General features: G+C 71.2%; 13 protein-coding genes. 10 read left to right on the forward strand and 3 right to left on the reverse strand.

All coding sequences use genetic code 11. The annotated features are described in order from the left end of the window. The first annotated feature begins 32 nt into the window (after positions 1-32). Genes K5S26_RS11180 through K5S26_RS18735 form a run of 4 tightly spaced genes read left to right on the forward strand, consistent with a single transcriptional unit; the run spans position 33 to position 5,738 of the window. On the forward strand, positions 33-974 hold the full coding sequence (locus K5S26_RS11180; protein ID WP_221858069.1) for an ABC transporter permease: 942 nt from the start codon (positions 33-35) through the stop codon (positions 972-974). A 23-nt stretch (positions 975-997) separates the two neighbouring features. After that, positions 998-3,634, forward strand: a complete 2,637-nt coding sequence (locus tag K5S26_RS11185; RefSeq protein ID WP_221858070.1) for an ABC transporter ATP-binding protein/permease — start codon at positions 998-1,000, stop codon at positions 3,632-3,634. Then, a complete protein-coding gene (locus tag K5S26_RS11190) occupies positions 3,631-4,638 on the forward strand; it encodes a LacI family DNA-binding transcriptional regulator (RefSeq protein ID WP_221858071.1) in 1,008 nt (335 codons plus the stop codon). Before K5S26_RS11185 ends, K5S26_RS11190 begins: the two co-directional genes overlap by 4 nt. After that, complete coding sequence (locus K5S26_RS18735; RefSeq protein WP_221858072.1) at positions 4,635-5,738, forward strand: alpha/beta hydrolase fold domain-containing protein; 1,104 nt, start codon at positions 4,635-4,637, stop codon at positions 5,736-5,738. The genes K5S26_RS11190 and K5S26_RS18735 overlap by 4 nt, the downstream gene beginning before the upstream one ends. 114 nt (positions 5,739-5,852) lie before the next feature. Here the strand turns inward: K5S26_RS18735 and K5S26_RS19000 are convergent, their stop codons facing one another. Then, positions 5,853-5,978, reverse strand: coding sequence for a hypothetical protein (locus tag K5S26_RS19000; RefSeq protein WP_281427252.1), 126 nt, complete (start codon positions 5,976-5,978; stop codon positions 5,853-5,855). 25 nt (positions 5,979-6,003) lie between these two features. Between K5S26_RS19000 and K5S26_RS11200 the strand changes: the two genes are divergently transcribed. The 3 genes from K5S26_RS11200 to K5S26_RS11210 are packed head-to-tail and all read left to right on the forward strand — an operon-like array spanning position 6,004 to position 7,857. Continuing rightward, positions 6,004-6,675 (forward strand): FadR/GntR family transcriptional regulator, encoded by a 672-nt coding sequence (locus K5S26_RS11200; protein WP_221858073.1) that lies wholly within the window; start codon positions 6,004-6,006, stop codon positions 6,673-6,675. Continuing rightward, positions 6,672-7,004 (forward strand): L-rhamnose mutarotase, encoded by a 333-nt coding sequence (locus tag K5S26_RS11205; RefSeq protein ID WP_246603906.1) that lies wholly within the window; start codon positions 6,672-6,674, stop codon positions 7,002-7,004. The genes K5S26_RS11200 and K5S26_RS11205 overlap by 4 nt, the downstream gene beginning before the upstream one ends. Then, complete coding sequence (locus K5S26_RS11210) at positions 6,997-7,857, forward strand: amidohydrolase family protein (protein WP_221858074.1); 861 nt, start codon at positions 6,997-6,999, stop codon at positions 7,855-7,857. Before K5S26_RS11205 ends, K5S26_RS11210 begins: the two co-directional genes overlap by 8 nt. Before the next feature lie 28 nt (positions 7,858-7,885). On the opposite strand, the gene K5S26_RS11215 is transcribed toward K5S26_RS11210, so the two are convergent. Continuing rightward, positions 7,886-8,848: an aldo/keto reductase gene (locus K5S26_RS11215; protein ID WP_308122921.1), complete on the reverse strand. Its 963-nt coding sequence runs from the start codon at positions 8,846-8,848 to the stop codon at positions 7,886-7,888. Further along, a complete protein-coding gene (locus K5S26_RS11220) occupies positions 8,821-10,116 on the reverse strand; it encodes an enolase C-terminal domain-like protein (protein ID WP_221858075.1) in 1,296 nt (431 codons plus the stop codon). The genes K5S26_RS11215 and K5S26_RS11220 overlap by 28 nt, the downstream gene beginning before the upstream one ends. A 111-nt stretch (positions 10,117-10,227) precedes the next feature. Here K5S26_RS11220 and K5S26_RS11225 point away from each other — a divergent pair, with 111 nt between their 5' ends. The 3 genes from K5S26_RS11225 (at position 10,228) to K5S26_RS11235 (ending at position 13,179) form a co-directional block, all read left to right on the forward strand. Continuing rightward, on the forward strand, positions 10,228-11,067 hold the full coding sequence (locus K5S26_RS11225; protein ID WP_221858076.1) for a fumarylacetoacetate hydrolase family protein: 840 nt from the start codon (positions 10,228-10,230) through the stop codon (positions 11,065-11,067). After that, positions 11,064-11,807 carry an SDR family NAD(P)-dependent oxidoreductase gene (locus K5S26_RS11230; protein ID WP_221858077.1) on the forward strand — a complete coding sequence of 248 codons (744 nt, stop codon included), beginning with the start codon at positions 11,064-11,066 and terminating at the stop codon, positions 11,805-11,807. Before K5S26_RS11225 ends, K5S26_RS11230 begins: the two co-directional genes overlap by 4 nt. 151 nt (positions 11,808-11,958) lie before the next feature. After that, the gene (locus K5S26_RS11235; RefSeq protein WP_221858078.1) at positions 11,959-13,179 is read left to right on the forward strand and encodes an ABC transporter substrate-binding protein; all 1,221 of its coding nucleotides are present in this window, start codon (positions 11,959-11,961) and stop codon (positions 13,177-13,179) included. Position 13,180 lies beyond the last annotated feature (1 nt).

Raw genomic sequence — 13,180 nt, forward strand, 5'->3', positions numbered from 1 at the left:
GCCCGGCACGTCCCCACTCGTCTGGAGCACCCATGTCGCTGAGACGCTTCGTCAACTGGCTCGTCATGAGCGTCATCCTGTTCTTCGCCATCTCCGCCTTGCTGTTCGTCCTCGTCTCGTTGACGCCGGGCGACGCGGCGCGCACGATCGTCGGACCGCAGGCGTCGACCGAGCGCTACCTCGAGGTGCGCGCGGCGCTGGGGCTGGACCTGCCGCTGTGGGAGCAGTACCTTCGCTGGCTCGGGCAGCTCTTCCACGGGGATCTCGGCCGCTCGGTGGTCAGCGGGGTGCCCGTCACGGAGGTGCTCGCCGATCGCATCGAGCCCACGGTCGCCTTGATCCTCTGCACCTTCGTCGCCGCGTCCTTGCTCGGCATCGTGTTCGGCGTCGTCGGCGCCGCCCGTCCCGGTGCGGTCGGGAAAGCGGCGGACGTGTCGAGCGTGATCGGATCGGCCGTTCCGAACTTCTGGATCGGGCTCGTGCTCGCGGCGGTGTTCGCGGTGCAGCTGCGCTGGCTCCCCACGAGCGGATACGCGCCCCTGGTCGACGGCGTCGGGCCCTGGGCGGCGCACATGCTGCTGCCGATCGTCACCCTGACTCTCGGCGGCACCGCACTGCTGGCCAAGCAGACACGCGATGCCGTCGCCGAGCAGCTCGCTCAGCCCTACATCGTGCTGCTGCGTGCCCACGGCGTCAGCGAACGCCGCATCCTGTGGCGTCACGCGCTCCGTGGCGCGGCGGTCCCGATCGTCACGATCCTCGGAATGAAGATGGTCGGCCTGACCAGCGGCACCGTCCTCATCGAGAGCGTGTTCGTCGTCCCCGGTTTCGCGGGGTACGCGGTCAACGCCACGACGCTGCACGACATCCCCGTGGTGCAGGCGATCACCCTGATCTTCACCATCGTCATCATCGTCACCAACCTCGTCGTCGAGCTCGTCTACGCGCGCCTGAACGTGAAAGAGAACGCATGAACGCCACACCCGGGCATGCTCCGATGAGCCCAGACCGCGTCGAGGTCGGCGGTGCTTCGTCGTCGTTCGCCGAGGACCGCACCGAGGCGGTGCGTGTGCCGCGCGACACCCGCGCCGTCCAACCGCTGTGGCGGCTCCTGCTGGGGCGCGCGCAGTTCGTGGTCTGCGGATCCCTCATCCTGGTCCTTGTCGTCGCGGTGACGCTGGCTCCCTGGGTGGCGCCGTTCTCGCCCACGCAGCAGGACCTGGCCCACATGCTCTCCGGCCCCACGCTCCTGCACCCGCTCGGCACCGATGACCTGGGACGCGATGTCCTCTCCCGCCTGCTGTACGGGGGCCGGGTCACGCTCGTCGGCGTCGTCGAGGCGCTCGCCGTCTTCCTCGCCGTGGGCGTCACTCTCGGCCTCGCGGCCGGGATGTCCCGCGGCATCGTGGACGTGATCGTCACTCGGCTGGCGGAGGTGCTGCTCAGCGTTCCGGCGTTCATCATCCTGCTGGTGACCCTGTCCATCCTGCCCGGCAACATGGCCGTGGCGATGGCGGCACTCGGCGTGCTGACGAGTCCTCTGCTCATCCGGGTCGTGCGCGGCACGACCCGAACCGTGCGCGGCGAGTTGTTCGTGCGCGGCGCGCGCACCATGGGGCTGACCGAGACGCAGATCACCGTCCGCCACGTGCTGCCCCGTCTCGCCGGGCCGATCATCGTGCAGGCGACGGTGTTCTCGGGCGTCGTCATCACCTCGGAGACGGGGCTCGGATACCTGGGGTTCGGCGTGCAGCTGCCCGCACCGAGCTGGGGCAACATGGTTCAGACCGCAAGCGAGAACATCACCCGGGGCCCGTGGCTGTTGATCCCCACCGGGGCCGTCATCATCGTCACGATCATGTCGATCATGCTGGTGGGCGACAGCGTGCGCGATGCCGTCGCGGAGCGGTGGACCGGTTCGTCACGCAAACGGCATCGCGCGCGCCACGGGGGCCGCGCGGCCGCGTCGCAGACGCCGGCGAGGGGCGTGATCTCAGAGGCGATGCTCGAGGTCATCGGCCTGACGATCGTCGTCGACGGCCCCGCCGGGTCCACGACGCTCGTGGAGAACGTGTCGTTCCGCGTCGAGCGCGGCGAGACGCTGTGCCTCGTCGGCGAGTCGGGCTCCGGCAAGTCGGTCACCTCCCTGGCGTTGCTCGGCCTCAGCCGCGGGACGCGTGTCGTCGCCGGCAGGATCGTCGTCGACGGCACGGAGGTCGTCGCTGGGGATGAGGCGACCATGCGTCGCCTGCGCACCAGACTGTTCGGATACATCACCCAAGACCCCCAGCCGTCGCTCGACCCGTCGATGCGCGTCGGCGATCTCCTCGCCCAGCTCGTCCGCCTGCACCAGGGGAGCGGCACGAGGGCGGCCCGTGCCGAGGCGATCTCGCTGCTCGAGCGCGTCCAGATCGCGGACCCACAGGCCGTCGCGCGCCGCTATCCGCACCAGCTCTCGGGAGGCATGGCGCAGCGGATCGTCATCGCAGCGGCCCTGAGCGCGCGTCCGAAGATCCTGATCGCCGACGAGCCGACGACCGCGCTCGACGTGACCGTGCAGGCGGAGATCCTGGCACTGTTGCACCGCCTCCGCGAGCAGGAGGACTCGATGTCGCTTCTGCTGGTGACCCACGACTGGGGCGTGGTCGCCGACATCGCCGACCGCGTCATCGTGCTGCGCGACGGCGAGATCGTCGAACAGGCGTCCGCTCACGATGTCTTCACGATGCCGGAGCATCCTCATACCCGTGCGATGCTGGCCGCCGATCCGGCCCGCCTCGATGTGCGTTCCCTGCGGCCTCTCACGGAACGCCTCGTCGCGGTGCGGGGGCTCGAGATCGAGTACGAGGGCCGCGACGCGCGGAGGAGGTCGACGCGCACCACGGCCGTCTCCGGCATCGATCTCGACATCTTCCGCGGGCGAACCCTGGGGCTCATTGGAGAGTCTGGGTCGGGCAAGTCGAGCGTGGGCAATGCCATCGTCGGTCTCGTCACACCGTCCGCGGGCAGCATCATGCTGGGCGACGAGGACCTCGTCGGAGCGTCGCGTAGCCGTCGTCGCCAGCTCAGCGCCCGGGCGCAGATTATCTTCCAGGACCCGTACGGCTCGCTGAACCCCGTGCGCACGATCGGATCGACGCTCGCCGAGCCGCTCGTCCTCGGCCACGGCAGATCGGCCGCCGCAGCGAGGACGATTGTCAGGGACGCGCTCGCCCGCGTGGGGCTGCCGGAGACGGCCGCCGAACGTTATCCGGCACAGTTCTCGGGCGGTCAGCGGCAGCGCGTGGCGATCGCGCGGGCGATTGTGCTGCAGCCTGAGCTCATCGTCTGCGACGAGCCCGTGAGCGCGCTGGACCTGACGATCCAGGAGCAGGTGCTGGAACTGCTCTCCGAACTCCAAAAGGATCTCTGCATCGCTTATCTGTTCATCTCGCACGATCTGTCGGTCGTGCGCAGCTTCTGCGACGACATCGCGGTCATGCACCGCGGGGCCATCGTCGAACAGGGGACGGCGCAGGAGGTCATTCTGGACCCGCAGCACGCGTACACACGCTCGCTGCTCGACGCGGCCCCGATTCCGGACCCGTCCGTGCAGCGCCGTCGCTCCCTCCAGGCCGAGCGGTACGTCGCATGACCCGCGCGGTGACGATCCGCCACGTCGCGGAGGAAGCCCGGGTCTCGATCGCGACCGTGTCCAACACCATGAACCGGCCGAGTCGCGTCGCCGCGGAGACGCGCGGTCGGGTCCTGGAAGCCGCGGATCGGCTCGGCTACGTGCCGCACGCGGCGGCCAACGCGAACACGCCGAGGGCGCGCAGGAAGCTCGGCATCATCGCGCCCTTCCGCGCCTATCCTTCCTACGGGATGCGGCTCAACGGCATCCTCGAGGTGTTCGGAGCCGATCGCACCGACGTCGTCGTCTTCGACCATCCGTCCGCCAGCCGTTCTCCCTCGCCCCGGCTCGCCGCCCTGCCCTTCTCCGGCGGACTGGACGGGCTCGTGATCATGGGCGTCCCGGTCGACACCGGCTTGGGGGAGCGCATCCTGGATCGCGAGCTGCCGATCGTCCTGATCGACTCGACGCATCCGCGATTCTCGTCGGTGGTGTTGGACGAGGCCCGCGGAACGGATCTCGCCGCAGAGCATCTGATCGCGCGCGGGTTCGAGCGGTTCGTGTATGTCACGGAGGGGCAGCTCTCGAACGACTACATCTCACAGGGAAAGCGCCGACTCTCCGGGTTCCTGCGCGCCCTGGCTGCGCGCGGGATCTCCGATGACCGCGTGCAGCGGCTCACGGCGCGCTCTGGGGACGTCGCGGCGGGCAGAATCGCGGCGGATGTCATCGCGACGATCTCGCGCGACGGGCGGGTGGGGGTGCTCGCCGGGCACGACACGCTCGCCGCAGGCATTCTGGCCGGCCTCCGCGAAACGGGCAGAGGCGTGCCGGATCGGATCGGCGTCATGGGGTGGGACGGCGGCGACCTCGTCGAGGCGCTCGGCCTGACCACCGTGCACCAGCCGCTCGTCGAGTCGGGGCGTCTCGGCGCCGAACGGTTGATGGCGCTGATGAGAGACGGCACGTCGCCCCTGGAACGCGTCCTGCTCGCTCCTACCCTCGTAACGGGAGTGACGACGTGATCGTCCCCGATGCGAGACTGCAGCGGCTCCTCGACGCGGTGAGGTCCGAGCGGGTCGATGAGCACGACGGAGAGCCTCCGTTCGCGAGAGACGTCGGCGAGTCGGCGGAGTCGTGGCGGCGCCGTGTCGTGGCCGCCCGCGCGATCGCGGATGCTGCAGCTGTCGCGCGTCGCGCCATCGTCGACCGCGCGGCCTCGCGCCTGTTCGGCGTCTCCCTGCGGGATCTTCTGCCCGGTGCCGTGCCTCTCATCCGCGGAGAACTGCGTGTGAACGTCACGGCGGCCGACGAGCTCGGCGATCTCGCCGGAGGCCTGCCGGACGGCGTCGAGGCTTTCCCGGGACACAGTGCCGGGGAGGTCGTCCGCGTGTCGGTCACGAGGCCAGAGACCGCGTCGGGTGCCGTGATCGTGCGTCTCCACGGCGGTGCGTTCTGGATGGGCGGTGGGGCGGCGTCCGATCAGGTGGATGCCCTGCTGATCGACGCGCTGGCGTCCACCACGGGAGCGACGGTGTTGAACGTCGATCACCGGTTGGCGCCGGAGCATCCGTTCCCCGCGGCGATCGTCGACGTGATGTGCGTGTTGCGGGATCTCAGGGACGGATCGCTCGCCGAGGCGATCGGCCACGATGTCGATCCCGCGCGCATCGCACTCGTCGGCACGTCGTCGGGGTCGAACATCGTCACGGCCGCCGCGATGGCTGACGGACGTGCCAACCCCGCACACCCGCTGGCGGCGCTCGCGCTGATCGTGCCGTCGATGCTCCTCAACGATGCGCCGGGCGGTCTGCGTCGCAACCCGGTGGCATGGTCCGCGCGACAGCGGCAACTGCGGGGTTATCTCGGTGCCGTGGTCGACGCGGACTCGCCGTGGGTGTCGCCTGGCATGGCGTCGACCCTGCCCGGAATGCCCCCGACGTTCGCGGCGATCGCGGCATACGACGAGGTGGCGATGGGTGGGCATGAGGTGTGCCGTGCGATCGTCTCGGCAGGCAGCCCGGCTCTCGCGCGGGAGTACATCATGACCCACACGGTGGCTCTCCCCGAGGAGGAGGCGGCCATGTTCGGTGACATCACGTCCTTCCTCGGACGGCACCTCTGACCACGGACCCGGCGGCCTTGGCCTTATTGCAGTGCGCGTCGATGCAGTACACGAACCGGGCGGCGCACACGGCGCCGTCGCACATCGCGAACGCGGACACGGCGAGACATCCGATCACGCGTCGCGATCGTCGACGCCGGGCTTGCCTGCCCGCGCCCCGGCGTCGCGCTCGCGCACCGTGCCCGGTGCCGCCGGCGGGGCGGATCGTTCCGCCGAGCGGGAGACGCCGCTCGCAGACATCCGATCAATGATTAGGATGGCCGGCATGGCGGTGACCGATGAGGCGATCCTGAAGATCAAGGGCATGATCGTGTCCGGCGAGCTCGGCCCCGGCGATCGTCTGCCGCCCGAGAAGGAGCTGAGCGACAAGCTCGGCCTCTCGCGCAGCTCGTTGCGCGAGGCCGTGAAGGCGCTCGAGGTCATCCGCGTCCTGGACGTGCGTCGCGGCGACGGCACCTATGTCACGAGCCTGCAGCCTCAGCTGCTGCTGGAGGCGATGTCGTTCGTGGTCGACCTGCATCAGGACGACTCCATCCTCGAGATCCTCGCGGTGCGGCGCATCCTGGAGCCGAAGGCGGCCGCGCTGGCGAGCGGCGCGATCGCGGACGACCAGCTGGACGGCATCGAGGCGCTCATCGCCGCGCTCGAGGACGACGCCGACATCGAGGGCCTCGTGGCCCACGACATCGAGTTCCACAGCCGCATCGCGCAGTCGTCCGGCAACGCCTACCTCGCGAACCTGATCGACTCGCTGTCGAGCCACACGGTGAGGGCACGCGTCTGGCGGGGGATCACCCAGGGCGGATCGGTCGAGCGCACGCTCGACGAGCACCGCGCGATCGTTCAGGCGCTCCGCCAACGCGACGGCGAGCTCGCGGAGGCGCTGATGATCGCTCACGTCTCGGGCGTCGAGCACTGGCTGAGGAAGGCGCGATGATGCGCGTCGCGCTGCACTCCGAGATCCGCGACGGGGCGATCGAGGGGTACGTCGCGAACCACGCCCGGATCCCCGACGACCTGGTCGACACGTTCGCCCGGATCGGGATCCGCGACTGGGCCATCTGGCGCTCCGGCCACCGGCTGTTCCACCTGGTCGAGTGCGACGACTGGGACGCCGCCGCGGCCGCCCTGCGAGACGACCCGGCCGACCGCGCATGGCAGGCCGTCATCGGCCCCTATGTGGAGCTCTTCCGCGACGCCGACGGCGAGCCGGGCACCGCGCCGCTGTCGCTCGTCTGGACCCTCGCGGCGCAGCGGGATGCCTGACGGGGGCGGCGACGTGCGCGTCGTCGACGCGCACGTGCACGTGTGGGACCCGGCCGCGTTGTCCTACCCCTGGCTCGAGGGCGACCCGCTCGGGAGCGCTCACCTGCCGCCCGAGATCGACGGCGCGTCCGGCGGCGTCGACGGGTGGGTCTTCGTCGAGGCCGACGCCTCGGCCGCGCCCGAGGTCGAGGCCGACTGGGTCGCGTCGCTGGAGTGGCCCGGGCTGCTCGGCATCGTGGCGGACGCGGAGCTGGACGCGTCCGCGCTTCCCGCGCGGCTCGACGCCCTCCGCGCGCGGCCGCTGGTCCGCGGCGTGCGCCACCTGCTGCAGGGGCTCGACGACGAGCGTCTCGCCGACCCGCGCCTGGCCGAGGGGCTGCGGCGGGTGGCCCACGAGGGCCTGGTGTTCGACGCCTGCGTGCGCTGGACGCAGCTCGAGGCGCTGAGACGCCTCGTCGCCACGGCGGGGGTCGAGGGCGCGCCGCTCGTGCTGGACCACCTCGGCAAACCGCCGGTGGGGGCCGGGCTGGGCTCGCAGGCGGGACGCGACTGGCTCGAGCGGATGCGTGCGCTGGCCCGGGTCGACGGCCTCGCGGTCAAGCTCTCCGGGCTGCGGGCCGAGGCGCCGAGCGCGGGCGTGCTCCGAACGGAGGCGCCGGGGTTCCTCGCGGCGGCGATCGACCTGTTCGGACCGGATCGCTGCCTGTTCGGCACGGACTGGCCTGTGAGCGTCGGCGGCGACGTCACGTCGGAGGAGTGGATCGGGCTCGTGCGCGAGGCGGCCGGCGACGGGTGGCCGGCGGTGGCGTCCGGCACCGCGACCCGCGTCTACGGCCTCGATCCGGTGCGCTGAGCCAGCGGCGTCGGGAGGCTGCTCGGCCTCACGGCAGCAGGCCCTCGTCGCGCAGCGCCGCCCACAGGTCGTCCGGCACGGGCGTCTGCAGATGTCGGATGTTCTCGCGCAGCGCCGACGCCCGTGCGGTGCCGACCACCACGGTGTCGACCGCCCGGTGCCGCAGCGGATACTGGATCGCCGCGGCGGGCAGCGCGACCCCGAACCGGGAGCACACCTGCCGCAGCCGCTCGGTGCGCGCCAGCAGCTCCGCCGGGACCTCGCCGTAGTTGTAGTGCGCGCGAGCGGGATCGGCGGAGGCGAGCAGGCCCGAGTTGAACACGGCGACCGCGACGACGCGCACGCCGCGTTCCTGGCACAGCGGCAGCAGCTCGTCGAGCGCCGGCTGCTCGAGCAGCGTGTACCGGCCGGCGATCATCACCACGTCGAGGTCGCCCTCGCGCACGGCGCGTGCCGCGGCGGCGGCGCTGTTCACGCCGATGCCGATCTGCGACACGACCCCCTCCTCCCGCAGCGCTGCGAGGGCGGGAAGGCCGAGCCGCAGTCCCTCGTCGAGGTCGTAGACGTCGGGGTCGTGCAGGAAGAGCGTGTCGACGCGGTCGAGGCCGAGCCGCTCCAGCGAGGTGTCGAGGCTGCGTCGGACGCCCGACTCGCTCGGGTCGTAGACGCGCGTGAGGTCGTCGGGCACGACGAAGCCGTTCGCCTCGTCCGTCCCGCCGCGTGCGCCCGGGTTGGGGACGAGCAGGCGGCCGACCTTCGTCGAGACGCGGAACGCGTCGCGCGGCTTGGCCCGGAGGAACCGGCCCAAGCGTCGTTCGCTGAGCCCCAGCCCGTAGTGGGGCGCGGTGTCGTAGTACCGCACCCCCTCGTCCCAGGCGGCGGTGAGCACCGCCTCTGCGTCGTGCTCGGCGACCTCGCGGTAGAGGTTGCCGATCGAGGCGGCGCCGAGGCCGAGGCGGTCGATCATGCCGTCGCCCGCTCGGCCGTCCACCGGTACTCCTCGACCGACGCCGCGTGCATCTGCGTGCCGGCGCCCGGCGCGGTCGGAGCCGTGTAGCTGCCGCCCTCGATCACCGTCGGGGTGACGAAGTGCTCGTGCAGATGGTCCACGAACTCGATCATGCGCCCCTCGGTGGTGCCCGACACGGCGACGAAGTCGAACATCGACAGATGCTGCACCGCCTCGCACAGGCCGACGCCGCCGGCGTGGGGACAGACCCGGATGCCGAACTTCGCCGCCAGCAGCAGGTTCGCGACGTTCTCGTTGACGCCGCCGACGCGGGCGGCGTCGATCTGCAGCACCTGGAGGGCCTGCGCCTGCAGGAACTGCTTCACCATGACGCGGTTGTGGGCGTGCTCTCCGGTCGCGACGGGGATCGGGGCGATCTCCCGGGCGATCGCGGCATGCGCGAGCACGTCGTCGGGGCTCGTCGGCTCCTCCACCCAGGCGATGTCGTACTCGCGCAGCGCCCCCACCCACTCGATCGCCTCGGCGACGTCCCAGCGCTGGTTCGCGTCGATCGCGATCGGGAAGCCCTCGCCGACGGTGCGACGCGCGATCCGCATGCGCCGGACGTCGTCGGCCAGGTCGCCGCCCACTTTGAGCTTGATCTGGCCGAAGCCGTCGGCGACCGCCTCGCGGCAGAGGCGCTCGAGCTTCTCGTCGGAGTACCCGAGCCAGCCCGGGCTCGTGGTGTAGGCCGGGTAGCCGCGCTCGAGCAGCAGGCGCTCGCGTTCCGCCCGTCCCGGCTCGGCATCACGGAGGATGCGGACGGCCTCGTCGCGGGTGAGGGCGTCGGACAGGTAGCGGTAGTCGACGAGGTCGGCCAGCTGCTCGGGCGTCATGCGCGCCAGCAGCCGCCACAACGGCTGGCCGGCGCGCTTGGCCTTGAGATCCCACAGCGCGTTCACGACCGCGCCGATCGCCATGTGCATCACGCCCTTCTCCGGCCCGAGCCAGCGCAGCTGCGAGTCGTGGGCGAGCAGCTTCCAGGTCGACCCCATGTCGTCCAGCAGCATCTCCGCGTCGCGGCCGACGAGGTGGTCGGCCAGGAGCTCGATCGCCGCGACCTGGACGTCGTTGCCACGTCCGATGGTGAACGCGAACGCGTGTCCCTCCAGTCCGTCGCCCGCGTCCGTGTGCACGACGACGTAGGCGGCGGAGTAGTCGGGGTCGGGGTTCATGGCGTCCGAGCCGTCGAGGCTGGTCGACGTCGGGAAGCGGATGTCCGCGGTCTCGACCGAGGTGATGATCGTCATTGGTCCTCCTGCGGACATCTAAACATCAGACCTATATGGCGTCAAATGCTACGCTCAAGCAAGTGGACGCCCTCTGAGGGGCGTATAGCTCGGATGTTCAAAGGAGAAGTCATGAGACTTGCCCGCACCGGCGAGCGCGGCGCGGAACGCCCCGTCGTCGTCGCCGAGGACGGTCGCCTGCTCGACCTGTCGGTGATCGCGGACGACATCGACGCGGAGTTCATCGCCCGCACGCTGCCGGGGCTCGCCGCACGGATCGCGGCAGGCGAGCTGCCCGAGATCACCGGCGCGGGCGCGCGTCTCGGTGCTCCGATCGCCCGCCCCGGATCGATCGTCTGCATCGGCATGAACTATGCGGCGCACGCCGCCGAGTCGGGCGCCGAGCCGCCGAGCGACCTCGTGGTCTTCCTCAAGACGGCCAACACCGTCGCGGGGCCGTTCGACGACGTCGCCCTGCCTCCGGGCAGCGAGAAGACCGACTGGGAGGTCGAGCTCGGCGTCGTCATCGGCCGGCGGGCGAGCTACCTCGGATCGGTCGCCGAGGCCCGCGCGCACATCGCCGGCTACGTCACGGCCAACGACCTCTCGGAGCGCGCCTGGCAGATCGAGCGGTCCGGCGGCCAATGGAGCAAGGGCAAGGCCTTCCCCGGGTTCTCGCCGGTCGGCCCCTGGCTCGTCACGGCGGACGAGGTCGATCCGGACCGGCTGCGCATCCGCAGCTGGGTGAACGGCGAGCCGCGACAGGACTCCTCGACGGCCGACATGATCTTCGGCGTCGACGAGATCGTGTACCGGCTCAGTCAGTTCCTGGTGCTCGAGCCGGGGGACCTGATCCTCACCGGCACGCCGGAGGGCGTCGCCCTCTCGGGACGCTTCCCCTACCTCGCCCCCGACGACGTCGTGGAGCTCGAGATCGAGGGGCTCGGTCGACAGCGGCAGGTGGTGCGATGAGCGCGTTCGAGGGGCTCACGGCGATCGTGACGGGCGGCGCGTCCGGAATCGGCGCGGCGATCGCCGCGCGCCTGCGCGCCGATGGCGCGACGGTGGCGGTGTTCGACCGCACCGCCACGGGCGAGCCGGGTCATCACGCGGTCGACGTCTCCGATGACGACGCCGTGCGCGCGGCCGTCGCGGCGGTGGCGGAGCGCCATGGCGGCATCGACGTGGTGGTCAACAACGCGGGCATCGGCGCGCAGGGCACGATCGAGGACAACGACGACGACGAGTGGCGGCGCGTGTTCGAGGTCAACGTCCTGGGGCCGGTGCGGGTGTCGCGCGCGGCCCTGCCCTGGCTGCGACGGTCCCGCGCGGCGGCCATCGTCAACATGTGCTCGATCGCGGCGGGCGCGGGTCTCCCCGGACGCGCGCTCTACGGCGCGAGCAAGGGCGCGCTGCGCTCGCTCACACTCCAGATGGCGGCCGACCACGTCCGCGAGGGCATCCGGGTGAACGGGGTCAGCCCCGGCACGGCCGAGACCCCGTGGGTCACGCGCCTGCTGGACAGCGCCGAGGACCCCGCCGCCGAGCGCGCCGCGCTGGAGGCGCGCCAGCCGCACGGGCGGCTCGTGCGCCCCGAGGAGGTCGCCGACGCGGTGGCCTATCTCGCCAGCCCCGGGGCCGGGTCGACGACGGGCACGATCCTCGAGGTCGACGGCGGGATGGCGGGACTCCGCCTGCGCCCGGCGACGTGAGAGGTCTGATTTTTCATAGGAAATGAGGCGATAGCCGATCATCTGGCGGCGTTTGACAGCTCAGACATCGGATGATTAGATCGCCCTGGCGCGAGAACCCGCACACCACCCGGCCATCGGTCCGGGGAGGGGCTCAATCAAAGGAGATGCCATGAAAGCACGTTCCGCAGCGGTGGCTGCTGTTGCCGCGAGCGCGCTCGCACTCGCCGGATGCTCCGGCGACGCCGGCGGCGGGGGAGACTCGCTCGTCTGGTCGATGTGGATCGGGTCGACGCAGGACCAGCAGGCCTGGGAGAGCGTCGCGTCCGCCGGCGGCGAGGCGGCGGGCCTCGACGTCTCGCTGCAGGGCTCGCCGTTCGCCGACTACTGGACGAAGCTGTCCACGCAGCTCGGCACCTCGAACGCGCCGTGCATCGTCACGATGCAGAGCCTGCGCCTCAACCAGTTCAGCGACGGGCTGCTGCCGCTCGACGACCTGGTCGAGTCGACGGACTTCGACATCGACGCGTTCGACGCCGGTGCCCTCGACGCGCTCGCGCTCGACGGCGTGCACTACGCGATCCCCTACGACACCGGCCCCCTGGTCCTCTTCTACAACCGCGACGCCTTCGCCGCCGCGGGCGTGGACGAGCCGGAGCCCGGCTGGAGCGTCGAAGAGTTCGAGGCCGCGGCCGACGCGCTCGACGCCGACGGGCAGGTGGCCTTCGCGGCGAGCATCGAGGACCTCTACATCCAGTCGAGCGTGCTCGCGTACAACGGCGGCCGCGTGCTCGCCGAGGACGGCGCCTACGATCTCACGTCGCCAGAGTTCGCCGAGGGCGTCGACTGGATCGCCGGCCTCGTGCAGGACGGCAAGGCGACGCGCGCGGACGGGGCCGACCCCAGCGCCGACGACAACGCCTTCATGAACGGCAGCGCGGCGTCGATGGTCGCCGGCCCGTGGCAGCTCATCGACATCGCCACGAAGGCCGACTTCGAGGTCGGCGTCGCCACCATCCCCGCGGGAGCATCCGGACAGGCGACCTTCTCGGCGGGCAGCGGCTTCGGGATCTCCAGCACCTGCGAGGAGCCGGAGGCCGCTTTCGAGGCCATCACGGCGATGACCTCGGAGGACGTGCTGGGGGAGCTGGCCGCGCAGGGACGCGCGCTTCCCGCCCGCACCGCGCAGCAGCCGCTCTGGTTCGACAACGCGGGGATCGAGGGAGCGGACGCGAGCCTCGAGAGCGCGTCCGCCAGCTCGGTGCCGCTGCCCGGCAGCGCGCTCAGCGACAAGTTCAACCAGCTGCTCGCCCAGTACGGCCCGCAGGCGGTGAACGGCGACCGGCCCGCCGCCGAGGTCCTCGCCGACATGGCGAGCCAGCTCGGCGGATGAG

This window comes from Microbacterium marinilacus, from assembly GCF_019753765.1.
GTDB lineage: Bacteria > Actinomycetota > Actinomycetes > Actinomycetales > Microbacteriaceae > Microbacterium > Microbacterium marinilacus.

What these genes read in the sequence shown, in the direction of transcription:
- K5S26_RS11210 (WP_221858074.1), top strand. Translation starts at nt 6,997, where the DNA reads ATGCCTGACGGGGGCGGCGACGTGCGCGTCGTCGACGCGCACGTGCAC.
- K5S26_RS19000 (WP_281427252.1), bottom strand. Translation starts at nt 5,978, where the DNA reads ATGTCTGCGAGCGGCGTCTCCCGCTCGGCGGAACGATCCGCCCCGCCG.
- K5S26_RS11235 (WP_221858078.1), top strand. Translation starts at nt 11,959, where the DNA reads ATGAAAGCACGTTCCGCAGCGGTGGCTGCTGTTGCCGCGAGCGCGCTC.
- K5S26_RS11205 (WP_246603906.1), top strand. Translation starts at nt 6,672, where the DNA reads ATGATGCGCGTCGCGCTGCACTCCGAGATCCGCGACGGGGCGATCGAG.
- K5S26_RS11225 (WP_221858076.1), top strand. Translation starts at nt 10,228, where the DNA reads ATGAGACTTGCCCGCACCGGCGAGCGCGGCGCGGAACGCCCCGTCGTC.
- K5S26_RS11185 (WP_221858070.1), top strand. Translation starts at nt 998, where the DNA reads ATGAGCCCAGACCGCGTCGAGGTCGGCGGTGCTTCGTCGTCGTTCGCC.
- K5S26_RS11220 (WP_221858075.1), bottom strand. Translation starts at nt 10,116, where the DNA reads ATGACGATCATCACCTCGGTCGAGACCGCGGACATCCGCTTCCCGACG.
- K5S26_RS11180 (WP_221858069.1), top strand. Translation starts at nt 33, where the DNA reads ATGTCGCTGAGACGCTTCGTCAACTGGCTCGTCATGAGCGTCATCCTG.
- K5S26_RS11190 (WP_221858071.1), top strand. Translation starts at nt 3,631, where the DNA reads ATGACCCGCGCGGTGACGATCCGCCACGTCGCGGAGGAAGCCCGGGTC.
- K5S26_RS11200 (WP_221858073.1), top strand. Translation starts at nt 6,004, where the DNA reads ATGGCGGTGACCGATGAGGCGATCCTGAAGATCAAGGGCATGATCGTG.
- K5S26_RS11230 (WP_221858077.1), top strand. Translation starts at nt 11,064, where the DNA reads ATGAGCGCGTTCGAGGGGCTCACGGCGATCGTGACGGGCGGCGCGTCC.